Source organism: Lentzea atacamensis (assembly GCF_003269295.1).
In the GTDB taxonomy this organism is placed as follows: Bacteria; Actinomycetota; Actinomycetes; order Mycobacteriales; family Pseudonocardiaceae; genus Lentzea; species Lentzea atacamensis.
In genome coordinates, this window is sequence record NZ_QLTT01000001.1 from 891,674 (window position 1) to 917,526 (window position 25,853).

General features: G+C 70.0%; 21 protein-coding genes. 14 read left to right on the forward strand and 7 right to left on the reverse strand.

Features of this window, described 5'->3' with window-relative positions; translation table 11 throughout:
* Position 1: 1 nt before the first annotated feature.
* Positions 2-976: a carbohydrate ABC transporter permease gene (locus C8D87_RS04210; protein WP_233441893.1), complete on the reverse strand. Its 975-nt coding sequence runs from the start codon at positions 974-976 to the stop codon at positions 2-4.
* Positions 976-2,259 (reverse strand): ABC transporter substrate-binding protein, encoded by a 1,284-nt coding sequence (locus tag C8D87_RS04215; protein ID WP_109641322.1) that lies wholly within the window; start codon positions 2,257-2,259, stop codon positions 976-978. Before C8D87_RS04215 ends, C8D87_RS04210 begins: the two co-directional genes overlap by 1 nt.
* A gap of 132 nt (positions 2,260-2,391) precedes the next feature.
* Between C8D87_RS04215 and C8D87_RS04220 the strand changes: the two genes are divergently transcribed.
* Genes C8D87_RS04220 through C8D87_RS04240 form a run of 5 tightly spaced genes read left to right on the forward strand, consistent with a single transcriptional unit; the run spans position 2,392 to position 8,247 of the window.
* Complete coding sequence (locus C8D87_RS04220; protein ID WP_109641323.1) at positions 2,392-3,405, forward strand: LacI family DNA-binding transcriptional regulator; 1,014 nt, start codon at positions 2,392-2,394, stop codon at positions 3,403-3,405.
* Positions 3,406-3,419: 14 nt separating this feature from the next.
* A complete protein-coding gene (locus tag C8D87_RS04225; protein ID WP_112225598.1) occupies positions 3,420-5,723 on the forward strand; it encodes a beta-xylosidase/alpha-l-arabinosidase in 2,304 nt (767 codons plus the stop codon).
* Between the two features lie 50 nt (positions 5,724-5,773).
* Positions 5,774-6,127 (forward strand): hypothetical protein, encoded by a 354-nt coding sequence (locus C8D87_RS04230; protein WP_112225599.1) that lies wholly within the window; start codon positions 5,774-5,776, stop codon positions 6,125-6,127.
* 51 nt (positions 6,128-6,178) lie between these two features.
* Entirely contained in the window at positions 6,179-6,757 is a 579-nt protein-coding gene (locus tag C8D87_RS04235; RefSeq protein ID WP_112225600.1) for a carbonic anhydrase, read from the forward strand.
* Between the two features lie 8 nt (positions 6,758-6,765).
* Positions 6,766-8,247, forward strand: coding sequence for a SulP family inorganic anion transporter (locus tag C8D87_RS04240; protein WP_112226257.1), 1,482 nt, complete (start codon positions 6,766-6,768; stop codon positions 8,245-8,247).
* A 38-nt stretch (positions 8,248-8,285) separates the two neighbouring features.
* On the opposite strand, the gene C8D87_RS04245 is transcribed toward C8D87_RS04240, so the two are convergent.
* Positions 8,286-8,882 (reverse strand): DUF6928 family protein, encoded by a 597-nt coding sequence (locus C8D87_RS04245; protein ID WP_146771616.1) that lies wholly within the window; start codon positions 8,880-8,882, stop codon positions 8,286-8,288.
* Positions 8,883-8,958: 76 nt separating this feature from the next.
* On the opposite strand from C8D87_RS04245, the gene C8D87_RS04250 reads away from it, so the two are divergent.
* Positions 8,959-10,923 carry an MDR family MFS transporter gene (locus C8D87_RS04250; RefSeq protein ID WP_112226258.1) on the forward strand — a complete coding sequence of 655 codons (1,965 nt, stop codon included), beginning with the start codon at positions 8,959-8,961 and terminating at the stop codon, positions 10,921-10,923.
* Here C8D87_RS04250 and C8D87_RS04255 read toward each other — a convergent pair.
* Positions 10,877-13,543 (reverse strand): AfsR/SARP family transcriptional regulator, encoded by a 2,667-nt coding sequence (locus C8D87_RS04255; RefSeq protein ID WP_112225602.1) that lies wholly within the window; start codon positions 13,541-13,543, stop codon positions 10,877-10,879. The genes C8D87_RS04250 and C8D87_RS04255 overlap by 47 nt on opposite strands.
* A 119-nt stretch (positions 13,544-13,662) precedes the next feature.
* On the opposite strand from C8D87_RS04255, the gene C8D87_RS04260 reads away from it, so the two are divergent.
* Both C8D87_RS04260 and C8D87_RS04265 read left to right on the forward strand, forming a co-directional pair.
* On the forward strand, positions 13,663-14,034 hold the full coding sequence (locus C8D87_RS04260) for a hypothetical protein (protein WP_112225603.1): 372 nt from the start codon (positions 13,663-13,665) through the stop codon (positions 14,032-14,034).
* A 143-nt stretch (positions 14,035-14,177) separates the two neighbouring features.
* Positions 14,178-15,311: an endonuclease/exonuclease/phosphatase family protein gene (locus tag C8D87_RS04265; protein WP_109641331.1), complete on the forward strand. Its 1,134-nt coding sequence runs from the start codon at positions 14,178-14,180 to the stop codon at positions 15,309-15,311.
* Here C8D87_RS04265 and C8D87_RS04270 read toward each other — a convergent pair.
* Complete coding sequence (locus tag C8D87_RS04270) at positions 15,308-15,598, reverse strand: DUF1905 domain-containing protein (protein ID WP_109641332.1); 291 nt, start codon at positions 15,596-15,598, stop codon at positions 15,308-15,310. The two genes, C8D87_RS04265 and C8D87_RS04270, sit on opposite strands and share 4 nt — an antisense overlap.
* Positions 15,599-15,736: 138 nt before the next feature.
* Here C8D87_RS04270 and C8D87_RS04275 point away from each other — a divergent pair, with 138 nt between their 5' ends.
* From C8D87_RS04275 to C8D87_RS04290, 4 genes are all read left to right on the forward strand, one after another.
* Entirely contained in the window at positions 15,737-16,747 is a 1,011-nt protein-coding gene (locus tag C8D87_RS04275; RefSeq protein WP_233440174.1) for an iron ABC transporter substrate-binding protein, read from the forward strand.
* Positions 16,748-16,833: 86 nt separating this feature from the next.
* Positions 16,834-18,264 (forward strand): ABC transporter permease, encoded by a 1,431-nt coding sequence (locus C8D87_RS04280; protein ID WP_233441894.1) that lies wholly within the window; start codon positions 16,834-16,836, stop codon positions 18,262-18,264.
* Positions 18,261-19,265 carry an ABC transporter ATP-binding protein gene (locus tag C8D87_RS04285; RefSeq protein ID WP_112225604.1) on the forward strand — a complete coding sequence of 335 codons (1,005 nt, stop codon included), beginning with the start codon at positions 18,261-18,263 and terminating at the stop codon, positions 19,263-19,265. Before C8D87_RS04280 ends, C8D87_RS04285 begins: the two co-directional genes overlap by 4 nt.
* A complete protein-coding gene (locus C8D87_RS04290; protein ID WP_112225605.1) occupies positions 19,262-21,661 on the forward strand; it encodes a non-ribosomal peptide synthetase in 2,400 nt (799 codons plus the stop codon). The genes C8D87_RS04285 and C8D87_RS04290 overlap by 4 nt, the downstream gene beginning before the upstream one ends.
* On the opposite strand, the gene C8D87_RS04295 is transcribed toward C8D87_RS04290, so the two are convergent.
* Entirely contained in the window at positions 21,645-22,247 is a 603-nt protein-coding gene (locus C8D87_RS04295; RefSeq protein WP_146771617.1) for a hypothetical protein, read from the reverse strand. The two genes, C8D87_RS04290 and C8D87_RS04295, sit on opposite strands and share 17 nt — an antisense overlap.
* A gap of 463 nt (positions 22,248-22,710) precedes the next feature.
* Here C8D87_RS04295 and C8D87_RS04300 point away from each other — a divergent pair, with 463 nt between their 5' ends.
* Positions 22,711-23,262, forward strand: a complete 552-nt coding sequence (locus C8D87_RS04300) for a TetR/AcrR family transcriptional regulator (protein ID WP_109641337.1) — start codon at positions 22,711-22,713, stop codon at positions 23,260-23,262.
* 5 nt (positions 23,263-23,267) lie between these two features.
* Complete coding sequence (locus C8D87_RS04305; RefSeq protein WP_112225607.1) at positions 23,268-25,421, forward strand: MMPL family transporter; 2,154 nt, start codon at positions 23,268-23,270, stop codon at positions 25,419-25,421.
* Here the strand turns inward: C8D87_RS04305 and C8D87_RS04310 are convergent.
* Positions 25,418-25,771, reverse strand: coding sequence for a DUF6292 family protein (locus tag C8D87_RS04310; RefSeq protein WP_109641339.1), 354 nt, complete (start codon positions 25,769-25,771; stop codon positions 25,418-25,420). The genes C8D87_RS04305 and C8D87_RS04310 overlap by 4 nt on opposite strands.
* Positions 25,772-25,853 lie beyond the last annotated feature (82 nt).

Consider the following 25,853-nt stretch of genomic DNA (forward strand, 5'->3'; position numbering starts at 1 on the left):
CTCAGCTCACCGCCCTGGTCAACGCGCCGTCGGTGTCCCGGCGCAACGCGAACCTCTGGTACAGCAACGCGAACGTGAAGCAGATGATGAAGAGGATCACCGCGACCGCGCTGCCGAAGCCGAACTCGTAGCGCTTGAAGCCGTGGTCGATCAGGTAGGTCGCCATGGTCGTGGACGCGTTGGCCGGTCCGCCCAGCGTCATGATCCAGACCAGGTCGAACAGCTGCAGCGATCCGATCACCGACAGGAAGATCCACACCCGGATCGTCGGTCCCAGCAACGGGAGCACGACGTGCCGGGTGGCCTGCCAGCTCGTCGCGCCGTCGAGCGCCGCGGCCTCCCGCAGCTCTGCCGGGATGCCCTGGAGCCCGGCCAGCAGCAGGATCACGCCGAACCCGATGTACTTCCACGTGATCACGACGAACAGCGTGTAGAGCACGATCTTCGGGTCGGCGAGCCACTGCCGCACGAGCCAGCCGAGGCCGGCCCCGCGCAGCACCTGGTCGACGAACCCGCCCGGCTGCAGCATCAGCAGCCAGATCACCGCGGTCACGGCCTCGGACAGCACGTACGGCGCGAAGACCACCATCCGCAGGAACGTCCGGCCGCGCAGCTTCCGGTTCAGCAGCAACGCGAGGCTGATGCTGAGCGGAAGCTGCACGACGATCGAGAGCCCCGCGATGATCAGGTTGTGCCCGATGGCACCCCGGAACACCTCGCCGGAGAACGCGTCGACGTAGTTGTCCAGGCCGACGAAGTCGGTCAACGGGCCGAAGCCGTTCCACGCGTACAGGCTGTAGAACCCGGCCACGCCGATCGGCACCAGCACGAACCCCGCGAACAGCAGCAGCGCCGGTGCCAGCAGCAGGGTGAGCTCGAGACGGGTTCTCGTACGGGACCGCCGCCGGGTGCCCCCAGCCCGCGGCGCGTGCGAGCTGGGGGCGGTCATCGGCCGCGCGCTGGTCGCGGTGCTCATCACTTGTTCCCGGCAGCTGCCTTGGTCACCGACTGCACGATGGTGTCCGGACCACCCTGGCCGGCGAAGAAGTTCGCGATGGCGTCGTTCAGGGCCTGTCCGACGTTGGTCGGGAAGGCGATGTCGAGGTAGAACTGCAGGTGCGGCGCCTTCGCCGTGTACTCGGCGATCTGCTTGTGCGTCTCGGTCTTCAGCGACGCCACCGCGGCCGGGTGCACCGGCAGGCCGGACCCCGTCGCGGCGAGCTTCTTCTGCACCTCTTCACCCACCAGGTAGCCCATGAAGTCCGCGCACGCCTTGGCCGCTCGCGAGGTGCAGGAGAAACCGTCACCGCCACCGAGCACCGCGGCCGGGTCACCCTGCCCGCCCGGCACCGACGGGAACGGGAACCAGCCGATCTTCGAGTCCAGGTCCTTGTCCTCGGACAGGGCCTGCATCACGTCCGGGTTCCAGTCGCCCTGCAGCTCCATGGCGGCCTGGCCGTTGGCGAGCATGCCGGCCGAGCTGCCGGCGCCCTGCTGGGCCGGTGTGCCGACGAACCCGTCCTGGAACGGCTTGGTGTCCAGGAACGCCTTGAGGTTCTCCCCCGCCTTGGTGAAGCACGGGTCGGCGAGCTCGGTCTTCTCGACGGCCTTCTTCAGCGCGTCGACCGAGCACTGCCGGATCGCGAAGTAGTTGTAGTAGAACGCGTCCGGCCAGCGGTCCTTGCCGCCGACCGCGATCGGCACCAGCTTCGCGGCCTTCAGCTTGGTCACCGCGGCGTTCAGCTCGTCCAAAGTGGACGGCGGGCTGGTGACGCCGGCCGTGGCGAAGAGGTCCTTGCGGTACCAGAACCCGACGGCGTGCATCTGGTACGGCACACCGTACTGCTTGCCGTCGACCTGCCAGCCCTTCGCCGACTGGCCGAGCGGGCCGATCCAGCTCGACGACGCCTGCGTGATGTCGGCGATCTTGCCGGAGCTGAGCTGCGACTTGAGCGAGCCGCCGCCCCACTGCTGGAAGATGTCCGGCGGCGTGCTGCCCTGCAACGCGAGTGGCATCTTGGTCTGGAACTGCTCGTTCTGCAGCGGTTCGATCGTGAACGAGACGTCCGGATGACTCTTGTGGAAGTCGTCGGCGATCTGCTGCCAGATCGTCTTCATCGGTTCGGTGGTCCGGTTGTGCCACCAGGTGAGCGTGACCGGACCGTTGGCTGATGCGTCGCCGCCGGAGCCGCTGCACGCGGCGAGCACGAGCGTCGCTGCGGCGGCGAGAGCGACGGACATCTTGTGCACAGAACGCATTGGGTCCACTCCTGACGACGTCGGCCGAGTTGGACGGAGAGAAATGGTGCGTGCGACGGCAGTGAGAATTCCGCTTCGATCTCGCTGTGTCAATCGTTGTCGATAACGTTTTACACGGCTAGTCTCAGCCCCGTGCCCCCACGCTCCCGCGTCACCATCCGTGATGTCGCCGCTCAGGCAGGCGTCTCGGTCGCCACCGTCTCCAAGGTCCTCAACCAGCGCTACGGCGTCTCCGCGGACACGTTCGCGCGGGTGCAGGCCGTGATCAAGGAGCTCGGGTACGAGGCGAGCCTGGTCGCGCAGAGCCTGCGCAACCACCGCACGAACGTCATCGGGATCCTGGTCGCCGACATCGAGCCGTTCAGCACCGAACTGCTCAAGGGCGCGGCGGATGCCATCCGCGGCACCGGTTTCGAGCTGGTCGTGTACTCGGCGGGCGGGCGCGTCGGTGATCCACAAGGCTGGGAGCACCGCTACCTGACCCGGCTCAGCGGCACCCTGGTCGACGGCGCCGTGCTGGTCACGCCGGCCGTCGACCTCGAAGGCCTGCCCGGCACCCCGGTCGTCGCGGTCGACCCGCACACCGGGCGCTCACCGCTGCCGACCGTCGACTCCGACAACCTGCACGGCGGACAGCTCGCGACCGAGCACCTGCTCGCGCTGGGCCACCGCCGGATCGCGCTGCTCACCGGCCGTGAGGACCTGAAGTCGGCCCAGCAACGCGAAACCGGCTACCGCAGGGCACTCGCGGGCGCGGGAGTCATGGTGGACGAGAGCCTGATCCGGCGCGGCGACTACGACCACGACGTGGCCGCGGCGTCCGCCCGCGAGCTGCTCAGCGAGCCGAACCGGCCGACGGCCGTGTTCGCCGCCAACGACATCACCGCGATCGCGACCATCGAGTCGGCGGCCGAGCTCGGCCTGCGGGTGCCGGAGGACCTGTCGGTGGTCGGTTTCGACAACATCCCCGAGTCCGCGCTGTGCACCCCCGCGCTGACCACGGTGCAGCAGCCGATCCGAGAGATGGGCCGCCGCGCGATCACGTTGCTGGTGCGGCTCATCAACGGCGACACCCCGGACGACACGCACATCACGCTCGGCACGGAGCTGATCGAACGGCACTCCACCCGCGCGCTGCCCGCCTGACTCCAGGAGATCATGTGACGACCGAAGCCATCACCTCGGGCGAACTCTGGCGCGACCCGAGCGTCGCCATCGCCGACCGCGTCCGCGATCTCATGGCGCGGATGACCGTGCGCGAGAAGGTCGCGCAGCTCTACGGCGTCTGGGTCGGCATCGACTCCGCCGGTGAAGTCGCGCCGCACCAGCACGATCTGATCGTGGAGCCGCCGAGCCTCGACGACCTGAGCCGGCACGGCATCGGCCAGCTCACCCGCGTCTTCGGCACCCGGCCGATCGCGCCGGACGTGGGCGCGCACAGCCTCGCCCGCACCCAGCGGCAGATCATCGCCGGCAACCGGTTCGGGATTCCCGCGATGGTGCACGAGGAGTGCCTCACCGGCCTGGCGGCGTGGCAGGCCACCGTCTACCCGTCGCCGCTGTGCTGGGGCGCGACGTTCGAGCCGGACCTGGTGCGGCGGATGGGCGAGCACATCGGCCGTTCGATGCGCCGGCTCGGCGTGCACCAGGGCCTCGCCCCCGTGCTCGACGTGGCGCGGGACCTGCGGTGGGGCCGGGTCGAGGAGAGCATCGGCGAGGATCCGCACCTCGTCGGCACCATCGGCGCCGCCTACGTCGCCGGGGTCGAGTCCGCGGGTGTCGTGGCGACGCTGAAGCATTTCGCGGGATACTCCCTCTCCAGGGCGGGGCGCAACATGGCGCCGGTGTCGATCGGGTCGCGCGAGCTCGCGGACGTGATCCTGCCGCCGTTCGAGATGGCCTTGCGGGCGGGCGCTCGTTCGGTGATGAACTCCTACACCTCCAACGACGGGGTGCCGGTCGCGGCCGATCCCGCGATGCTGACCGACCTGCTGCGCGGTGAGTACGGCTTCACCGGCACGGTCGTCGCGGACTACTTCGCCGTGGCGTTCCTGTACCGGTTGCACGGCGTGGCCGCGGGCCGCGAGGGCTCCGCCGCGCAGGCGCTGGCGGCGGGCATCGACGTCGAACTGCCCACTGTGGACTGTTACGGCGAGCCACTGCTGGCGGAGATCGACGCCGGCCGGGTCGACCTGGCGCTGGTGGACCGGGCGCTGGAACGCGTGCTGCGGCAGAAGTGCGAGCTCGGGCTGCTCGACCCGGACTTCTCCCCCGAGCCCGACACCGACGTCAACCTCGACGATCCCGCCTCCCGGGCGATGGCCCGCGAGGTCGCCGAGCGGTCGGTCGTGTTGCTGCGCAACGAGGGCGTGCTGCCGCTGACCGGCAAGCGCCGGATCGCGGTCGTCGGGCCGCGGGCGGACGATCCCGCCGCCATGATGGGCTGCTACGCGTTCCCGTTGCACGTCGGCGTGCACCACCCGGACGTGCCGATCGGCGTCGAGGCGCCGACGGTGGTGGAGGCGTTGCGCGCCGACCACGACGTCGAGTTCGCACTGGGCTGCCCGGTGCAGGGCGGTACCGACGACGACATCGCTCTCGCGGTCGAGGCTGCCCGGCAGGCCGAGGTCTGCGTCGCCGTGCTCGGAGACCAGGCCGGGTTGTTCGGCGGTGGCACGTCCGGAGAGGGCTGCGACGTCACCGACCTGGTGCTGCCGGGCAGGCAGGAAGAGCTGCTCGAAGCGCTCATCGCGACGGGTACCCCCGTGGTGCTGGTGCTGCTGTCCGGCCGCCCGTACGAGCTGTTCCGCCAGATCGACCGGCTCGCCGCCGTGGTGTGCGGTTTCTACCCCGGCGAGGAGGGTGCCGCCGCGCTCGCCGGAGTCCTCAGTGGACGGATCAACCCCTCCGGCAGGCTCCCGGTGAGCTTCCCCGGCGCCGGTTCCGCCCAGCCGTCGACCTACCTCACCGCACCGCTCGGTGCACGCAGCGAGGTCAGCAGCGTCGACCCGACGCCGCTCTTCTCGTTCGGCCACGGGCTCTCCTACGCGCCCGTGACGTGGGTGGCCGTCGAAGCCGACGCGGCCGAGTGGCCGGCCGACGGCACGTGCCGCCTGGTCACCACGCTGCGAAACGACAACGAGATCAGCACCACCGAGGTCGTCCAGATCTACCTCCACGACCCGGTCGCCGAGGTCGCGCGGCCGGTGCAGCAGCTGATCGGCGCGGTCAAGGTCGACCTCGCGCCCGGTCAGACCCGCACCGTGACCGCGGTGCTGCACGCCGATCTCACGTCCTACACCGGACGGGCGGGCCATCGTCAGGTCGATCTCGGCGAGGTGGAGCTCCGCGTCGGCCGATCGAGCGCTGATGTTCACGCCACCGTTGCCCTGACGTTGACCGGGTCTGCAAGGCGGGTCGGGTTCGATCGCACGCTCGTCCCGGAGTTCGAGATCGGTTCGTGACAACGCGCTCCGCGACGATATGATCACCACCAGTCGTCGAAGGGGAGTTCGTGAAGCTGGTCGTCGTCGCGATCGTGCTGGCCCTGATCGGGGTGCTCACCCCGGTCGGCGGCGCGATCGCCGACTACGCGACCACGCCGCGCAAGGGCTCGTCCCAGGGCCACGACCCGGTCAAGCAGGAATCCAAGAAGGAAGACCTGCCGCGCAAGACCGGTGACAAGAAGGAAGCTCTGCGCCAGGTGCCCGTGCGGCGCGTGGCACAGCAGCGTTCCGAGCGGCCGCAGACGCGCGTCGCGCCGCCCGCTCGCACCATCGGCCTCACACCGGGCCCCGACGACCTCCTCCGCGTCGAGCACCTCCGTCTGCTCTCGAGACCCGCTGTGCTGCAGGTGTTCCGGAACTGATCGGCGGACCACGCCGACAACCGAACACTTTCCAAGCACAGTGAGGAATTCATGGACTTCCGTCGCTTGATCGAGCGCGCCCGCGAACACGCCACCACCCGCCCGAAGTCCGTCGGGCAACGGCTCGCGTCCGGTCAGCAGCCCACCGTCCTGTTCATCACCTGCGCGGACTCGCGCATCGTGACCTCCCACATCACGGGTGCGGAGCCGGGCAGCGTCTTCGAGCTGCGCACCGCGGGCAACGTCATTCCCTCCTACCGCCTCGATGCACCGTCCAGCGAGATGGCGACCATCGAGTTCGCCGTGGTCCAGCTCGGCGTGTCCGAGGTGATCGTGTGCGGCCACTCCCACTGCGGCGCCGTGAGCGCGTTGCACGGCGCGGACATCGGCCACCTGCCCACGATGCGCGGCTGGCTGACCCGGCACGCCCGCACCGGCGAGGCCGCCGCGGACCCGGCGTTGCGCGAGGAGGGCCGCCGGCACGTGCTGGAGCAGTTGCGGAACCTGGAGACGTACCCGTTCGTGCGCGACCGTCAGCAGAACGGCGGTCTGCGTGTGCACGGCTGGTTCTACGACATCGAGACAGGCGAGGTGCAAACGTCGGTGGCCACGGCGTTCCAGCCGCTGTGAGGCCGGAGATGATCACCTTGACCCGTCCCACCGAGCGCGCCTCCCGACCTGGTTGGCGGCAGACGTTCGGCAACGACCTCGGCGCTTCACTCGTCGTCTTCCTCGTCGCGCTGCCGTTGTGCGTCGGTGTCGCGGTCGCCTCCGGTGTCCCCGCGGAGCTCGGCATCGTCACCGGCGTGGTCGGCGGCATCGTCGTCGGCCTGCTTCCCGGCAGCACCATGCAGGTCAGCGGACCCGCCGCCGGACTCACCGTCCTCGTCGCGGACACCGTTGCCCAGCACGGCATCGCCGCCCTCGGCGTCATCGTGCTCGGCGCCGGCCTGCTGCAGATCCTGCTCGGCGCCCTGCGCTGCGGCACGTGGTTCCGCGCCATCTCCCCCGCTGTGGTGCAGGGCATGCTCGCGGGCATCGGCCTCGTGCTGATCCTCGGCCAGCTCTACCCGCTCATGGGCGCCACGCAGCCGAGCGGCACCTGGGCGAAGGTCAGCGGCTTACCCGAACTGCTCGTGCGGGCCTCCACCACCACCGCGGGACTGACCGCGCTCGGCGTCGGCGTCCTCACCATCGTCGTCACGGTGTTGTGGCAACGAACTCCGCCGCGCGTGCGAGTGGTGCCGGGCGTCCTCGTCGGCGTGGTCGTGGCCACCGGGGTGTCCGTCGCGGCAGGACTCGACCTGCACCGCATCGAGGTCGGCAACCTGGCGGACGAGCTGCACCTGCCGGACTTCTCGCTCATCAACGCGGGAGTGCTCGGCGCGATGGTGGTGTTCGCCTTGGTGTCGTCGGCGGAAAGCCTGTTCAGCGCCGCCGCCGTGGACCGCATGCACAGCGGTCCACGAACCAGGTACAACACCGAGCTCATCGCGCAAGGCGCGGGCAACACGGTCTGCGGCCTGCTCGGCGCGCTGCCGATGACCGCGGTGATCGTGCGCAGTGCGGCCAACGTGCAGGCCGGCGCGCGCACTCGAGCGTCACGCGTCCTGCACGGCGTGTGGCTGCTGCTGTTCGTCGTCGCGTTGCCCGGCGTGCTCGGACTCATCCCCAGCGCGGTGCTCGCCGCACTGCTCGTGCACTCCGGCTGGAAGCTGCTCGGCCTCAAGGGCGTGGCCGGCATGCTCAGGGCGGATCGCGCCGAAGCCGCGATCCTCGTGCTCACCGCCGGCCTGATCGTCGCCACCGACCTGCTCACCGGCACCGTCGCCGGCCTGCTCGCCGCAGTGATCAAAACGGCGTGGGACGTCTCCCACCTCTCGGTGACCGTGACTCCGCAGGGCGATGACGACGAAGTCGTCGTCCTGCGCGGCAACGCGACGTTCCTGCGGCTGCCGCGACTGCTCGCGGTGCTGGAAGGACTGCCGCTGACCAAACACGTGCGGCTCGACCTCACCGGGCTGCGGCACCTCGACCAGGCCTGCCAGCAGGCCATCGACAACTGGGCCACCCGGCACCGCGACGCCGGGCTGGACGTCGACGTCGTACGGTCGTCCTGACGTGACCGCCCCCGAGGCCGCGGCCTCGGGGGCTCCGGTCAGTCCTCGTGCGGGACCAGCGACCCGTCCGGTGCCATCCGCATCCGGGTGGGTCCGCCCGCGACCATCTCGGCCACGACGGCGGCGAACGCGGCATCACGCTCGGCCTGGTCCGGGCGGGTCACGCGGAAGCCGTGCACGACGACCTCGTCCGGCGCGCTTTCGGCGGTGAACCCGAACATCTCCCTGGCAACGGAGTCGGCGAGCTCGTACTGGTCGTCGGCCTCGGCGTCGTGCGACCGGATCAACGCGCCGTTCGCGTCGAACTCCGCGAAGGCGAGCCATCCCGATCCTGAGTGCTGGCCGAACACCACCATCGGACGTCCGGCGGCGAACTCCAGCACGTGCGCGGCCGGTGGCACGACCGCGAGTTCCTGGTCGCACACGATCGTGGCGTCCGGCAGCACGGCCACGTACTCGAACCCGTCGCCGGGGTAGATGTCCTCCTGCAGTGTGCTGTCCTCGGCGGCCTCGACCGCGCAGCCCGGCCGCAACGCGCGGATCACCGCCTCCGCCGCGGCCCGGTCCGGCTCGCCGCCGCCCCGCAACGCCGCCCGCACATCACCGAACGCCACCAGTGCGGCCTCCACTCCCATCGTTTCCTCCTCGATCGCGCGAGGACCCTGACCTGCGAGACGCCGAATCCTGCGCGATCATCGCCCCGTGCCCGAGATGATCGACACCCGCAGGCGGAACCTGGTCGTCGCGGCCGTCCTGCTCGCCATGCTCCTGGCCGCGCTGGACCAGACCATCGTGTCCACCGCACTGCCCACGATGGTCGCCGAGCTGGGCGGCGGCGCGCACCTGTCGTGGGTGGTGACGTCGTACCTGCTCGCCGAGACGATCATGACGGTGCTGATCGGCAAGTTCGGCGACCTCTACGGGCGCAAGAAGACGTTCCTGGTCAGCGTCGCACTGTTCCTGGTCGGATCGTTCTTCGCGGGCTGGTCGGAGTCGATGGGCATGCTCATCGCGTTCCGCGCGGTCCAGGGCCTCGGCGCGGGCGGGCTCATGGTCACCTCGACTGCGATCATCGCGGACGTCGTGCCGTTGCGGGAACGCGGCAAGTTCCAGGGGTTCGCGGGCGCGGTGTTCGGCATCGCCACGGTGGCGGGGCCGCTCCTCGGCGGGTTGTTCGTGGACCACCTCAGCTGGCGGTGGGCGTTCTACGTCAACATCCCGCTCGGCGTCGCCGTGGTGCTGGTCGCGATCGCGGCGCTGCCCACGATCAAGGCCGGCGGCCACCCGAGGATCGACTACGCCGGCATCGCCCTGATCGCGCTGGCGGCGACGGGGTTGACGCTGGTCACGAGCTGGGGCGGCACCGAGTACCCGTGGAGCTCGCCGACGATCCTGTGGATGGCGGCGGGCTCGGTCGTTCTGCTCGTCGCGTTCGTGTTCGTCGAGCAACGCGCCGCCGAGCCGATGCTGCCGATGAGGTTGTTCCGCAGCAGGGTGTTCACGGTGTCGGGCATCCTGAGCTTCGTCGTCGGGTTCGCGATGCTCGGCGGCATCACCTACCTGCCGACCTACCTGCAGTACGTGCGCGGCGAGTCGGCCACCGCGTCCGGCCTCTGGATGCTGCCGCTCATCGCCGGGCTGATGTCCACGGCACTGGTCACCGGCAACGTGATCAGCCGCACCGGCAGGTACCGGGCCTTCCCGCTCGCCGGTTCCGCCGGGCTCGCCCTCGGCCTCCTCCTGCTGTCCTGTTTGGACGCGGACACCAGCCACTGGGTCATGGGCGCGTTCATGGCCGTGCTGGGCGCGGGCATCGGCCTGGTCATGCAGGTGCCGGTGATCGTCGTGCAGAGCACCACCAGCTACTCCGACCTCGGCGTCGCCACCTCGGGCATCAGCTTCCTGCGCACGATGGGCAGCTCGTTCGGTGTCGCGATCTTCGGCACGATCTACGCGAACCAGCTGCCGGAGCACCTCGTGGTGCCGCAGGGCGTCGACCCGCGCGCCATCGCGAGCCCTGCCGCCGTGCACGCGCTGCCCGACGCCATCAGGGCACCGATCGTCGCCGGGTACGCCGAGACGGTGCAGACGATGTTCCTCATCGCCGCGCCGATCGGCCTGATCGCGCTGGCCGTCGCGTTCTTCCTGCCGCAGGTCCAGCTGCGGGACACGAGCCGTGCCGCCGCGACCGGCAACGGCGGTGTGGGCGAGAGCTTCGCCGCGCCGCCGTCGAACTCCTACGACGAGCTGCGCAAGCTCGTGTCCACAGTGGTCGCGAAGTCCGAGGAGGACCCCGGCCTGGCGGTGCTGCGCAGGTCCGGTGTCGACCTGCCGCTGGAGCAGGCGTGGCTGCTCGGCCGGGTCTACCGGGCGGCGGCGGACGACGGCGTCGCGACGCTCGACGAGATCGCCGAGATGACCGAGGTTCCCGGCGGCATCTTCGCCCCGACCGCGCGAGCACTGGTCGAGTCCGGGCACCTGGCGGCGCACGACGACGGCTACCGGTTCACCGGCCTGGGCGCGGACGTGTTCGCGCAGCTCGTCCGCGCGTGGCGGCGCTGGCTGCTCGACCAGCTGGAGGACTGGCACGAGCCGGACCAGCGAGAGTTCGCCGAGGCTCTCGACTCGTTCACCGACGAGCTGATCGAGACCGGCCGCCGGCTGAGCCGAGTTTAGCCACCACGGCGGCAGCTTCCGAGGCGCGGCCCTGCCGCTCGTACAGCTCCAGCGCACGCGTCCACTGCTCACGCGCCTCGGCGTCGTTCCCCGCCGCGGCGAGCACGTCACCGAGGTGATCCAGCACGGTGGCCTCCTCCGCGGAGTTGTCCACCTCCCGGTACAGCGCCAGTGCCTGGCGGTAGTGCGCGACGGCGTCGTCGTGCCTGCCGTCGTGGGAGGCGATGTGCGCGAGACTGTCCAAAGTGGCCGCCGCGCCCTCGGTGTGGCCGAGCTTCTCGTTGAGCAGCATGGCATCCTCACAACAGGTGCGCGCCTCGGCGTACCGGCCCAGGCAGGCGTACCGCCAGCCGACCTCGTTCAGCGACTCCGCCTCGCGGATCTCCGTCCCGGCCGCGCGGAACATCTCCAGTGCCCGCAACGAGTGCTCCAGCGCCTTCTCCAGGTCGCCCTCGAACTCGGCCGCCCACGCCATCGCCCGGTGTGCGCTGCCGTGCGCCGCGTGGTCGCCGGACCGCGCGAACAGCTCCAGGCTGCGCTCGAAGTGCTGATGCCCCAGCGACGACTGGCCCAGCTCGACGTAGTCCGTGCCGAGACAGAAGTGCGCGTTCGCCTGCTTCGTCTCGTCCCCCAGCGCCTCGGCGGCCCGCAACGCGCCGAGCCACACCTCCACGTCGTCGAGCGTGCGGCCGCGCCGGACGTGGTAGTTGTTCAGCGTCCGCCCGATCATCCACGCCACGCCGAAAGCACCACACGCCAACGCCTGCCGTTGCTCTGCCATCAGACAACCGTGCTCCGCGTCGAACCACGCCATCGCCGCGGCGTTGTCCAGGAACGACAGAGCATGCCCGCTTTCGTGGTCCGGCAACGGTTTGTGGGGCTCCAGCGTGAGCGCGGCGGCTCTTGCGGTGGCCGCGTAGAAGTCGGCCAGCCGCGATCCGGCGTCCGCCTCCAGGTCGGCCGCGTACAGCCCGACGAGGTCGTGCATCCGATACCGGCCGGGTACGTGCTGCTGCAGCAGATGCGCGTTCTCCAGCTCCCGCAACACCATCCGCGTCCGCGCGGCGGGCCGGTCGAGCAGCGCCGCCACCGCCGGGAGCGACACGTCCGCCGTGCCCACGGTCCCGAGCAGCCCGAACGCCCGCGCCGCCTCTGCCGACAGCGCGGCCACGGACCACGAGAACACCGAGCGCAGGTTCGTGCCGATCTCCCCCGCGTCCAGCGCGTCGAGCGGCTGCTCCCGCAGCTCCTGCGCGAACACCGCGAGCGGGAAGTCCGGTTCCATCGCGGCCCGCGCGGCCACGATCGACAACGCCAGCGGTAGCCCGTCGCACCAGCTCACCAGGTCCGCGACCACGCCGGGTTCGGCAGCCACCCGCTCGGCGCCGAGCCTCACCTCCAGGAACGCTCGCGCGTCGGCGTGGTGCAGCACGTCCAGCGACACCGACCTGGCGCCGTGCGCGGCCACCAGTCCCGCGAGCTTGAGCCGGCTCGTGACCAGCACGGTCGCATCCGGACCCGGCAGCAGCGGCACGACCTGCTCGGTGGAGCGGGCGTTGTCGAGCACCACCAATATCCGCCTGCCCGCCATCAGGCCGCGGTAACGCGCGGCCCTGGCGTCCAGCCCGGCGGGGATCGCCTCCTCCCCCAACGCCTCCAGGAACTCCCGCAGCACCGCCTCCGGTGGCGTCGGCTCGGCGGACGGGTCGAAGCCGCGCAGGTTCACGTACAGCTGGCCGTCGGGGAAGTCGCCGAGGTGCAGGTGCGCCCAGTGCAGTGCCAGCGCGGTCTTGCCGATGCCACCCGTCCCGCCGATCGCGGTGATCACGGCCGTCCCCGGCGGTGCGAGCGCGGCCAGCTCCTGCTCACGGCCGGTGAACCACGGGGGCGGCGCGGGCAGCTGCCGGGGCTCGGGCTCCACGTGGCTCAGGGCCGAGTCGCCGGCCAGAATCCGCTGATGCAGGTCCTGCAACGGTTTGCTCGGATCCGCGCCGAGCTCGTCGGCGAGCTCGCGGCGCACGGTCTCGTAGTGCCGCAACGCCTCCGCGTCGTTGCCCGACCGGTGCAGGGCCAGCATCAGTTGCGCGGCAACGCGTTCGTCGTGCGGCCGGTCAGCGGCCAGGAGCCGCAACGAGGGCAGCAGCGCGGCGTGCCGCCCGTCGGCGAGCGCGACGTCGTTGCGATCCAGTTCGGCGGCGACGCGTTCGGCGTGCAGGCTTTCCCGCAGCGCGTCGAACCACGGCGACTCGAGTCCTTCCACCGCCTGCCCGCGCCACAGCCCCAGTGCCTCGTCGAGAGCGCCCTGCCGCACGAGTGCGCGGAAGCGGAACAGGTCGACCTGGTCCGGCGCCACGGTCAGCCGATAGCCCGCTGGTGAGCGCTCGATGTCGAGCTCGAGCAGTTTGCGGAGCTTCGACACGTACCCGTAGAGCGTCTCGCGGGCTCTCAGCGGTGCTCGTTCGCCCCAGACGCGGTCGAGCAGCCGGTCGACCGGCACCGGCCGCCCCTCCTCGACCAGCAGCGCGACCAGCACCGACTGTTGCCGGACGTGGCCGACGTCGACCAGTGCGCCGGAGTCGCGCACCTCCACGGCACCGAGCAGCCCGAACTCCAAGATCACCCCTCAGCAGCGGATTCAAGGTTCATCCTAGGTTCGTACCTGATCAAACGGCCAACGTTGCTGGTGGCGGGCCGAACGGCTCGCTGGGACATCTCCCGGATCTGTATCGAGGGGTATTCGTGAAGTCTCGCAACCTGTTCCTGGCCGCCGCTGGTCTCGGTCTCGCACTCAGCGGGGGCCTCCCGGCGGTCGCCACCGCGGAGACCTCCGGCGACGTGTCCGTCCAGGACGTGCACCGCAAGTCGGCGAAGTGCCGCACGCCGGAAGGCCAGAAGATCAACATCTCCTGGGGAGACGGCAGCGTCACCACGACCGTCTACTACAACAACCACTGCAACCAGGCTCGCGCGATCGAGCTGGAGTTCGTGAAGGAGAGCGGCGAGCGCTTCAACAAGTGCTTCGTCGCGCCGGCGCGCACGCAGGGCAGCAAGAAGATCGGCAACGGCAACCCGAACAAGGTGTCGATCCTCGGCGCCAGCCGCTGCCCGTGATCGCGGGCCGCTAGACCTGGAAGGCCCCGGGACGCAGTCGAACCGGCAGCCCAGCCGCCGGGGCCTTCCAGTTCCACCTCAGCTCAAAGATCACCCGACCAGACCAGGGCGGACCCGTATATCCACATGCGACCCTGGAACTGATGAGCACCACGCGAATCGGGTCGTTCAACGTGGAGAACATGTTCGAGCGCCCCAAAGTGATGGGCCGCGGCGCCACCAGGCACGCGGCTCCGATCCTGGCCGCCCACGCCCGGTTCAACGAGCTCATCGCCGCCGAGAGCTACACCCCGGAAGTCAAGGAAGAGCTCAAGGAACACCTGGCGACGCTCGAGCTGCTGCGAGGTGACCGGAGCAAGTACGCGATCCTGCGGCGCATCCGCGGCAGGTTCCTCGCCCGCCACCGGACCGGCGAAACCTCGGTCGTGGCAAGCGGTCGCGAGTCCTGGGTCGGCTGGGTTGAGCTCACCACCGAACCCATCAGCGAGCTCGCCACCCGCCACACCGCCCAGGTGATGCGCGACGTCGGCGCCCATGTGCTCGGCGTGGTCGAGGCAGAGTCGCGCGAGCTGCTGCACATGTTCTCCGCCAGCATGCTCAAGAGCGTCGGCTGGACCCCGTACGAGGAGGTCCACCTCATCGACGGCAACGACGAGCGCGGCATCAACGTGGGCCTGCTGACGCGCGACGCGCACCAGGTCATCACCATCAGGACGCACGTGTACGCCAAGGACAACACCGGCGTGATCTTCTCCAGGGACTGCGCGGAGTACCACGTCCGCACACCCGCGGGCCCCGAGGTCGTCCTGCTGGTGAACCACCTGAAGTCCAAGGGTTACGGCGCTCCCGGCGACCCGATCGGCGCGCGCCGCCGGTTCCGGCAGGCCGTGCGCATCGCCCGCATCGTGAACCGGCTGCGCGACGAGGGCCACGAGCACATCGCGGTCGTCGGCGACCTCAACGACACCCCGGACAGCGAAGCGTTGCGCCCCTTGTTCCAGCGCACCGGTCTGCGCGACATCAGCGAGCACGAGAACTTCGACTGGAACCACCGGTTCGGCACGTATCGCGGTGTCAACGAGAAGGGCAAGATCGACTACGTCCTGCTGACCCCGGAGCTGTTCGCGAAGGCCACCGGCGGCGGCGTCTTCCGCAAGGGCGTGTGGCGCGGACCGCGGACCAAGAACCGTTGGGACGTCTACGAAACCATGACCGACGAGGTGCACGCGGCGAGCGACCACGCCGCGATCTACGCCGACATCGACTGGTCCCGCTAGACGACCTCGACGGTCACCTCGACGACATCGCCCGGCCCCACACCGTTCTTCTTCCGCACGGCTGCCTTGATGGGCAGCACGTAACAGCCGGACTCCTTGTCCGGGAACACCGACGTCGACCAGCTGCTCGCACCGACGCCCGCGCGGACCTTCACGGAGCCGAAGCCGCGGCCGGGCGTGGCCAGCTCGCGAATCTGGTCCGAAACGTCCTCCGGCAGCGTCACGAACGTCCACGTGTCCATGCGCCGGGCGTCCCACAACCACAATTCCGCGTCGAAAACGAACATGCTCACATTATGGGGCCAAACAGGTGATGTGTCCGGCATCGCATCACGTAATGGCAACTCGGACTTGTCGCAAGCTTAGGTTAGCTTTACCTTGTCGACACCCTATCTGACCTGGGGATTGATCGAGGAGGACTGCCGGTGAGGCGTCGTGCACTGACCGTGACGATGGCAGTGGCACTGCTGGCGTCGACGGTGACCGCCTGCAGTTCCGCGAACGACCTGATCATTTACTCCGGCCGCAACGAACAATTGGTCGGCTCGCTTCTCGACCAGCTCGAGGACGCCGTCGGAATCGATGTCGAGGTCCGCTACGGCGGCAGCGGTGAAATGGCCGCGCAGTTGCTGGAGGAGGGTCAGGGCACCGAGGCGGACGTGTTCTTCTCCCAGGACGCGGGGGCTCTCGGCGCGGTGGGCGAGCAGGGCCGGCTGGCCGAGCTGCCCGCGGACGTGCTGAGCATGGTCCCGTCGAGCTACCAGGCGCGCGACAAGCGCTGGGTGGCCACGAGCGCGCGGGCGCGGGTGATCGCGTACGACCCGCGCGTGGTGCAGGAGAGCGAGCTGCCCAAGACGATCGAGGAGGTCGTCGACCCGAAGTGGAAGGGCAAGATCGGCTACGCGCCCACCAACGGGTCGTGGCAGGCGTTCGTGACGTCGGTGCGCGTGCTCAAGGGTGAGGACTTCGCCAAGGAGTGGCTGAAGAAGTTCGCCGCCAACGAGCCGAAGCGCTACGACAACAACATCAGCATCCTCAAGGCCGTCGACGAGGGCCAGCTCCCCTTTGGACTGATCAACCACTACTACTGGTACGCCTCGGCCGCCGAGAAGGGCGGTGAGGCCAACATGAAGGCCAAGCTGCACCGCGTCGGCGGCGGTGATCCGCTCGCGCTGGTGAACGTGGCCGGCGTCGGGATCATCCAGGGCACCAACCAGAGCGAGGCCGCGCAGAAGGCCGTGCGGTTCCTGCTGTCCGAGCAGGCGCAGCGGCACTTCGCCGACCAGACCGCGGAGTACCCGGCGAACCCCGGTGTGAAGTCGAGCAAGCACCAGCTGCCGCCGATCACGGACCTCCAGGCACCCGACATCGACCTCTCCAAGCTGTCGTCGCTGCAGGAGACGGTGAAGCTGTTGCAGGAAGCGGGGTTGTCCTGAGGCCCGCCCACCGGGCCGCACCGACACTCACCACCCTCTCGCTCCTCGTCGCCGCCGCCGCGGTGCTGCCGCTGGCGTATCTGGCGGTGCGTTCGTTCGAACGCGGCGGGGGCGTCGTGTGGGACGTCCTGGCGCGGACCCGGACCGCGGAACTGGCACTGCGGAGCCTCTCGCTCGCGGTGACGGTGACGGCCGCGTGCCTGGTGCTCGGCGTGCTGAGCGCGTGGCTCGTGGTGCGGTCCGACCTGCCGGGCCGGCGGGTTCTCGGCGTGCTGCTGGTGCTGCCGCTGGCGGTGCCGTCGTACGTCGCCGGGTTCACCTGGATCTCGGTGGTGCCGGACCTGTCGGGGTTCGCCGGGGCGTTCGTGGTGCTGACGCTGGTGTCGTACCCGTACGTGCTGCTGCCGGTCAGCGCCGCGTTGCGGACGGCCGATCCGGCGGTCGAGGAGGTGGCGCGCTCGCTCGGGCGGACGAGCCGCCAGGTGTTCTTCTCCGTGACGCTGCGGCAGATCCGGCCGGCGGCGCTCGCGGGCGGGTTGCTGGTGGCGCTGTACGTGCTGAGCGACTTCGGCGCTGTGTCGCTGATGCGGTACGAGGCGTTCACGCTCGGCATCTACACGAGCTACCGCGCGACGTTCGACCGCACGCCGGCCGCGATCCTCGGGCTCGTCCTGGTGTTGCTGGCGATCGCGCTGACGCTGGGCGAACGACGTGCGCGGGGCCTGGTCGCGCATCGTGGCCGCCGCCGCCCGCTGACCGTGCCGCTGGGACGGGCTCGCGTGCCCGCCTTCTCGGGAACTCTGGTGTTGATCGTGCTGACGCTCGGGGTTCCGGTGATCAGCCTGGTGTGGTGGCTCATCGCCGGTACGTCGACGTTCTCGGTCACCGATGTGCTGGCCACGACCGGGAACACCGTCGCGGTGTCGGCGTTCGGCGCGTTGCTGACGCTCGCGCTGGCGTTGCCGGTGGGGATTCTGGCCGCGAGGTATCAGGGCCGGCTCGCACGAGGGGTCGAGCTGGCCAGCTTCGCCGGGCACGCGCTGCCGGGCATCACGGTCGGTCTGGCGCTGGTGTTCTTCGGGATCCGGTTCGCTCCGGCGCTGTACCAGACGACACCGATGCTCGCTTTCGCTTACGCGGTGCTGTTTCTGCCGCTGGCCGTCGGAGCCGTCCGCACGGGTGTGGCACACGCACCGCCGGTTCTGGAGGACGTGTCGCGGTCGCTCGGCCGGGGACGGTGGGAGACCGGGCTGCGGGTGACGGTGCCGCTGGCCGCGCCGGGGATTCTCGCCGGTACCGCGCTCGTGTTCCTCACGTGTGCCAAGGAGTTGCCGGCGACGTTGATGCTGAGGCCGACCGGGATGGACACCCTGGCGACCGAGCTGTGGACCCGTACCGAGGTCGCCGCGTACGCCGCAGCGGCGCCCTACGCAGCGGTTCTGCTGGTGGTGGCGGCGATTCCGGCGGTCGTGCTCGACCGGTTCCTGAGCCAGACCGATGCGGGAGGTGAGCGATGAGCGGCTTGACGGTGAAGCGGCTGGTCGCCGGGTACGGCGGGGAACCGGTGCTGCGCGAGGTCGACTTCGAGGTGCCGGAGGGCGGGCTGCTCGCGGTGCTCGGGCCTTCCGGCTGCGGCAAGACGACACTGCTGCGCGTGCTGGCCGGGTTCCACCCCGTGGCGTCGGGTGAGGTGTGGCTGGGCGGGCGGCTGCTGACCTCCGAGGTGCCGCCGGAGAAGCGCGGAATCGGGATCGTGCCGCAGGAAGGCGCGTTGTTCCCGCACCTCAGCGTGGCCGGGAACGTCGGGTTCGGGCTGAGCCGCGAGGAACGCCGCGGCGGGCGGGTCGAGGAGCTGCTCGACCTGGTGGGACTGTCCGGGTTCGGCGCGCGGATGCCGGGCCAGCTCTCCGGCGGCCAGGCGCAGCGTGTCGCGCTGGCCCGTGCGTTGGCACCTCGCCCCGGTGTCGTGCTGCTGGACGAGCCGTTCTCCGCGCTGGACGCCGGTCTGCGCGAGGAGCTCCGTGCCGACGTGCGGGCGACTCTGCGCGCGGCGGGGGCGACGGCGTTGCTCGTGACGCACGACCAGGAGGAGGCGTTGGGGATCGCCGATCTCGTCGCGGTGCTTCGGGATGGAGTGGTGGCGCAGCTGGCGCGGCCGCAGACCGTCTACACCTCGCCCGCCGATCTCGGGGTGGCGTTGTTCGTGGGCGAGGCGATGACGTTCCCCGGTGTCGCGCGTGGCGGTTCGGTGGAGACTCCGCTCGGCGTCCTGCCGACGTCCGGTGAGGGGTTCGGCACGGTGCTGCTGCGGCCCGAGCAGCTCGTGCTCGGCGCTCACGGTGTTCCGTCCACTGTGGACGACGTGTTGTTCCACGGGCACGACGCGACCGTGTTGCTTCGGCTTCCCGACGGCACCTCCGTGCGGTCGCGGGTGCAGGGCAAGATCCCGGTGCGGGCCGGGGACTCCGTCTCTTTGTCGGTGCGAGGTTCCGCGTTGTTCTTCGGGAGCACGCCGTGACGGCCACGGCGGACCTCGGGTTCGCTGATCGTCTCGCCACTTTCGGCGATCGGCTCGCACTGGTCGCTCCCGGAACCTCGCTCTCGTACCGCGATCTCGACCTGCGGGTCTCCGAGATGGCCTCCCAGCTGGGGTCCACGCGGCGCCTGGTGTTGCTGGCCGCGGAGAACGACGTCGACTCCGTGGTCGCGTACCTGGCGGCGTTGCGCGGCAAGCATCCGGTGATCCTGGCCGCCGCATCGCAGGTGCCTGCGCTGACGTCGGTGTACGACCCGGATGTGGTGATCTCGGGTTCCTTCCTCGAACGCCACGAGGGAACCGTGCACTCCCTGCACCCGGAGCTCGCCCTGCTGCTCTCGACGTCCGGCACGACCGGATCGCCGAAGCTGGTGCGTCTGAGCGCCGACAACCTGGCCGCGAACGCCGCCTCCATCGGCTCGTACCTCGACATCCTCCCGACCGATCGCGCCATCACGTCGTTGCCGTTGCACTACTGCTACGGCCTGTCTGTCGTGAACAGCAACCTCGCGCGCGGCGCTGGCCTCGTGCTGACCGGACGTTCGGTGATCGACCCGGAATTCTGGGACCTGGTGCGCACGCACGGCGTGACAAGCCTGCACGGCGTGCCGCACACGTTCGGCCTGCTAGACACCATCGGCTTCGAATCCTTGGACCTGCCGAGTCTGCGCTATGTGACGCAGGCGGGCGGACGCATGGCTCCTGCTGATGTGGTCCGCTACGCCACGATGGGCGCAGAGCGAGGCTGGCGCTTCTTCGTGATGTACGGCCAGACCGAGGCCACCGCGCGCATGGCCTACCTACCGCCCGACCTGGCCGCCACACACCCGTCCGCCATCGGCGTAGCGATCCCCGGCGGACGTCTCCACCTCGACGACGGCGAGCTCGTCTACCGCGGCCCCAACGTGATGCTCGGCTACGCCCACACACCCGCCGACCTGGCGTTGGGCCGCACGACGTTCGAGCTCCGCACAGGCGACCTCGGCTCGTTCGCCGACGGCGTGTTCTCGGTGACGGGCCGCAAAAGCCGTTTCGTGAAGCCCTTCGGCCTGCGCGTGGACCTCGACCAGGTGGAACGCTCCCTGGCCGCCGACGGCCTGCGCGTGGCGTGCACCGGCGACGACACCGGCCTCGTGGTAGCAGTCCTGGGCGACGTCGACCGCGCGGTAGCCCTGATCCGCGCCCGAACCGGCCTGCCGCCCTCCGCCATCCGCGCTCGTGCAGTGACGTCCATCCCGTTGCTGTCCAACGGAAAAGTCGACTATCGCGCCGTAGCAGCTTCCCCCGACCGCTCACTGACGTCCGTGCGCGAGGTGTTCTCCTCCGTCCTCGGCGTACGCACCGTGCCCCCGCACGCAACGTTCAACTCCCTAGGCGGCGACTCCCTGCGATACGTGCAGATGACCGTCCAGCTGCAACGCCTGCTGGGCGACCTGCCACCCTCATGGCCGACGATGCCCGTGTCCTCGCTCGAAGAACTCCGCGGCCGCCAACGCCGGGCGCCGCTGATCGACACCACCATCGTGTTGCGCGCCTTGTCGATCCTGCTCATCGTCGGCTCCCACGTGAGCTTCTTCAAACTCCTGGGCGGCGCCCACCTGCTGTTGGTCGTGGCAGGCTGGAACCTGGCCCGCTTCCTGCTTCCCGCCCGCCCACTCCGAATCCTGCGCGCCGCGGCGTACATCGCGGTCCCGACCTCGCTCTGGCTCGTCTACCGAGTAGCCGCGACCGACGACGTGACCATCGACAACGTCCTGCTGGTCAACAACTTCACCCGCGTGGGCGCGGCCGGCTACTGGTTCGTCGAGGTGGTCGTCCACCTGCTTGTGTTGTGCGCCTTGGTCTTCGCGATCCCTGCCCTACGCCGCACGGAGCAGCGCCACCCCTACTTCTTCGCCCTGACCGCGCTGGCCCTGTGCCTGCTGGCCCGCTTCGCCGTCGAGGGCGACTTCTTCGCCCGCAACATGACCACCCTCGGCGCCGCGTGGTTCGTGACCCTGGGCTGGCTGGCCCACCGCTCTCCCGCGCTGTGGCAGAAGTGCCTCGTCGTGGTGGTGCTCGTGGCGATGGTCCCCGGCCGCATGGAAGACCTCTCGCGCGAGATCGTCGTCATCGCCGGCGTGATCCTCCTGCTGTCACTGCCCCGCGTACCGGTGCCGCGCCGCCTGCTGCCCGCGGTGAGCCTGCTGGCCAGCGCCTCGCTGGCCATCTACCTCACGCACTACGCGGTGTTCCCCCACCTGCAACCGGAGGTGCCCGCGGCCCTCGTGTTCGCGGCGTGCGTCGCGGTCGGCGTCGCGGCGTGGCTCGGCCTCACCAAGGCGTTCGGCTCGACGACCTGGCTCAGGCTCCCCAAGGCGGTCAAAGTGGCGCGCTGATGTGGAAGTGCTCGTCGAACAGGTCCGCGAGCCGCTCCCCCATCCCGTACGGCGCCCACTCCCGCACCAGCTCCAGGAATCCCAGCAGATCCTGCCGCACCGCCGCGAGATGCCCTGGCAGCTCCGCAATCCCGACCTCGCAAGCAGGTCCGCCGGTGTCGCGCGAGTCCGGCCACAGCCGTGCGACCCCGGCCCCGAGCTGCACCCCGTCCCCGAACCGGACCTCGGGCCGCAGGTCGTGCCCGAGCCACGGCGTGCGCCCGTCCAGCAGGTACCGCCAATCCCGCCAAGTCTCCAGCCCCACGCAGCAGCCGGGTTCGATCTCCACCCCGGTCTCGGTGTCCCGCACCAGCAGTCCGCCCGATGCGATCACATCCTTGTCCAGCAACACCCCGAGCGTCGACGGCCCGTCCGCCTCGTGCTGGCCCTCGTTGTTGTACTCGGCAATCGAGGCGAGCACCGTGCCCACGTCCTCCCGGGACATGCGGCCCGACAACACCACGTCGCCGTCCGAGTACGGGCCGGTCGGCCAGTCCGGGAACCTGACGAGGTGGTGGGCGGCGACGACGGCGGACATCTCGATCACCACGACATTGTGTGTGACGAGCCCGCAGCGGCATGGGGACTCGGCGAGCGTCGTCGAACTTTGGCGCCACGCACCAGCATTCCAGCCCACTTGATGACGTTCCACACCCCTTCCGATCACTTGGGTCGCCGCCGCATCCTGCCGACCACTTGCACGCCGCCGCACCCTTCCAACTACTTGCGCCGCCGCACACCCCTCCCAACCGCTCCCGCCGCGCGCTTCCTTCTATCGCGATGAAGATGACCATGTTTTCGGGACATGAACTAGACGACGCCAGGCGCGAATCAGGACAAACACCACCCGCCCGAGTGACAGCCACCCCAACCCGTCACCCCCAGCGGAGAAGCACGCCCAACAAACGGGCGCACCAAAACACCACCCCCCGTTCGAGTGACGAAGCACACCGACCGTTTCGGTCGGTTTACCTACCGAACTGGTCGGTAAACGCCGTAAAGTCGGCGGCGTGCCACGACAGCCAAGGACCGGTTTCGACGAGAAGATCCTCGACACCGCCGCCGCCCTCTTCGCGCGGCACGGCTTCGAGCAGACGTCGCTCAAGGCGCTCGCCGACGCCGTCGGCCTGTCCAAGGCCGGTCTGCTCCACCACTTCCCGAGCAAAGACGCTCTCTTCGAAGCGGCCTGGGAGCACAGCCGCGTGCTGAGCCGGCACGTCGTCGAGCTGGTGTCGCCGATGCCCGCGGGGCCGGCGAGGGAGAAGCGGGCACTGGAGCTTCTCACCGACATCGCGCTCGACCGGCCCGGCCTGGTCTCGCTGCTGTTCCGGTCGATGACCGCGCCGGGCGAGGACCCCCAGCAGGCCCAGGACGAGCTGTTGCTGAACGAGATGTTCGTCGTCGACCCCCAGGTCGAGCTCGAACGCGCGGTTCGCATCGTCGGCGCGCTCAGCGCAATGGCTGTGCTGACCCTCCTGGCCAACCAGGAGGGTGACAAGACCACGTGGCGCCCACTGATCCTCGCAACCTGCACTGACGCACTCGGGCACCGGGAGGCCTGACCAACATGGCGAAACTGCTCTACAGACTGGGAATGGGTGCTCATCGGCACCGGTTGCCCGTCGTCCTGATCTGGCTGCTCGTGCTGATCGGCTCCGGTGCCGGTGCCTACGCGCTGGGCGGGGAGACGTCCAACGCGATGTCCATCCCCGGCCAGGAGTCGACCACCGCGCTCGAGCGCATCGACCAGAAGTTCGGGTCCGGCGAGAGTGCGTCGGCGAGGGTTGTCGTGAAGGCGCCCGAGGGGCAGAAGCTGCCGCAGCACGCCCAGGCGATCACCGCGCTGGTGGCCGACGAGGCCGCGCTCAAGGGGGTTCGCTCGGCGACCAACCCGCTCGACCCCGCCGCGCCGAGTGTGAACCGCGACCTCAACGTCGGGTACAGCACCGTCACCTACGACGTGAAGCCCGGTGAGGTCACCGCCGAGCAGCGGTCGGAGCTGCTCAAGGCGGTCGACAAGGCGAGGGCCGGCGGGCTGACCGTCGAGGTCACCGGCACCGCGATGCAGGAGACGCCGCACGTCGGCGGGCCGACCGAAGCCATCGGTGTCGTGCTGGCGCTCGTCGTGCTCGCGCTGACCTACGGGTCGCTCGTCACCGCCGGTATGAACCTGGTGACCGCCGCGATCGGCGTCGGCATCGGCACGCTCGGCATCACCATCGCGACCGGGTTCATGGACCTGCAGTCGACCACGCCGATCCTCGCCTCGATGCTGGGGCTCGCGGTCGGCATCGACTACGCGTTGTTCATCATCAACCGGTACCGCCAGGAACTGCGCAAGGGCTCCGGCGTCGGGCACGCCGTGGCGACCGCGGTGGGCACCGCCGGTTCCGCCGTCGTCACCGCGGGACTCACCGTCGTGATCGCGTTGGTCGGACTGGTGATCGCGGGCATTCCGTTCCTCACGCAGATGGGCGTCGCGGCCGCCGCGACGATCGTCGTGTCGGTGCTCATCGCCGTCACGCTGGTGCCCGCGGTGCTGAGCATGCTCGGCCGCCGCGTGCTGACCCGCAAGGAACGCGCGCAGGAGAACAGCGAGCCCGCCGACCGCGGTGTCATCCGCGGCTGGGCGGGGGCGATCACCCGCAACCGGGTCGTCGCGCTGCTGCTCTCGGTCGTGGCGCTCGGCATCGTCGCGATCCCGGTGGCCTCCATGGACACCACGCTGATCCAGAAGCCGCCGGCGAACTCCACGCAGGAACGGGCCGACCAGATCCTGGCGCAGGGCTTCGGTGAGGGCTTCAACGGGCCGATCATCGTGCTCGTCGAGGGCAACGGTGCCGCCGCGACCGCCACCAAGGCCGCGGAGCCGATCGCGAAGATGGCCGACGTCGCACTGGTGACGCCGGCCCAGCCGAGCCCGGACGGCTCCGCCGCGCTGCTCACGGTGATCCCGAAGTCCGGCCCGGACAGCGCCGCCACCGAGCAGCTCGTCGCGGACCTGCGCGCCGAACTGTCCGGTGTGGACGGTGGCAGGGCCTACGTCACCGGCGCCACCGCGGTGAGCGTCGACGTGGCCACGTCACTGGACCGCGCGCTGCCGATCTACCTGGCCGTCGTCGTCGGCCTGGCGCTCGTCCTGCTGATCCTGGTGTTCCGCTCGCTGCTCGTGCCGCTCGTGGGTGTGCTCGGCTTCCTGCTGACCATCGGCGCGTCGCTCGGTGCCACCGTGGCGGTGTTCCAGTGGGGCTGGCTCGGCGACGCGGTGAACCTCGACAGCGCCGGCCCGCTGATCAGCCTCACCCCGATCCTGGTGATCGGCATCCTGTTCGGCCTGGCCATGGACTACCAGATCTTCCTGGTGTCCCGGATGCACGAGGCGCACCACCGCGGCGCCAAGCCGATCGAGGCCATCACCACGGGCTTCCACCAGGCGGCACCGGTGGTCGTGGCCGCCGCGCTGATCATGTTCTCGGTGTTCGCGGGCTTCGTCCCCGCAGGCGAGGCGACCGTGAAGTCGATCGCGTTCGCCCTGGCCGTGGGCATCTTCGTGGATGCGTTCGTCGTCCGCATGGTGATCGTGCCGGCCGCGCTCGCTCTGATCGGTGAGCGCGCCTGGTGGCTGCCGAAGTGGCTGCGCTGGCTGCCGGAGCTCGACGTCGAGGGCACCGCGCTGGACTCGGACGAGCGCGAAGAACCGAAGCCCGTCGCTGTCAGCTAGCCCGCCTGTTTGATCAGTGGCCGGTCCACCCGTTCGGCGGGGACCGGCCACTGGCCTGACAGCAGCCTGCCCGCCCACCGCGCCACGGTGCGCGGCGGAGGCTCGACCGCGCCACGCAGCCTGGCCACCACGGTCAGCTCGGTGCCGCCGGGCTCCTCGACGGCGATCTCCCAGCCCTGGCCGTCCGTCCAGAGCAGGGCAACGTCGCGGCCGGGGTGTCCCGGCAGCTCGCCGTCCACGGCGACGTACACCCGCAGCGGTCGCTCCGCGTCCACGCATGATGACTCGCCGCTCAGCCCGAGCTCCGCGGACACCCGGCGCGCATACTCCCGTACCGCGGTGGTGAACACGTCAACGCCCTTTCGCCCCAACGGTGCAACAGCGCCGACTGCTTGACGTATCGGCCGTTTACCCCGTTGAGGGCGATTCCAC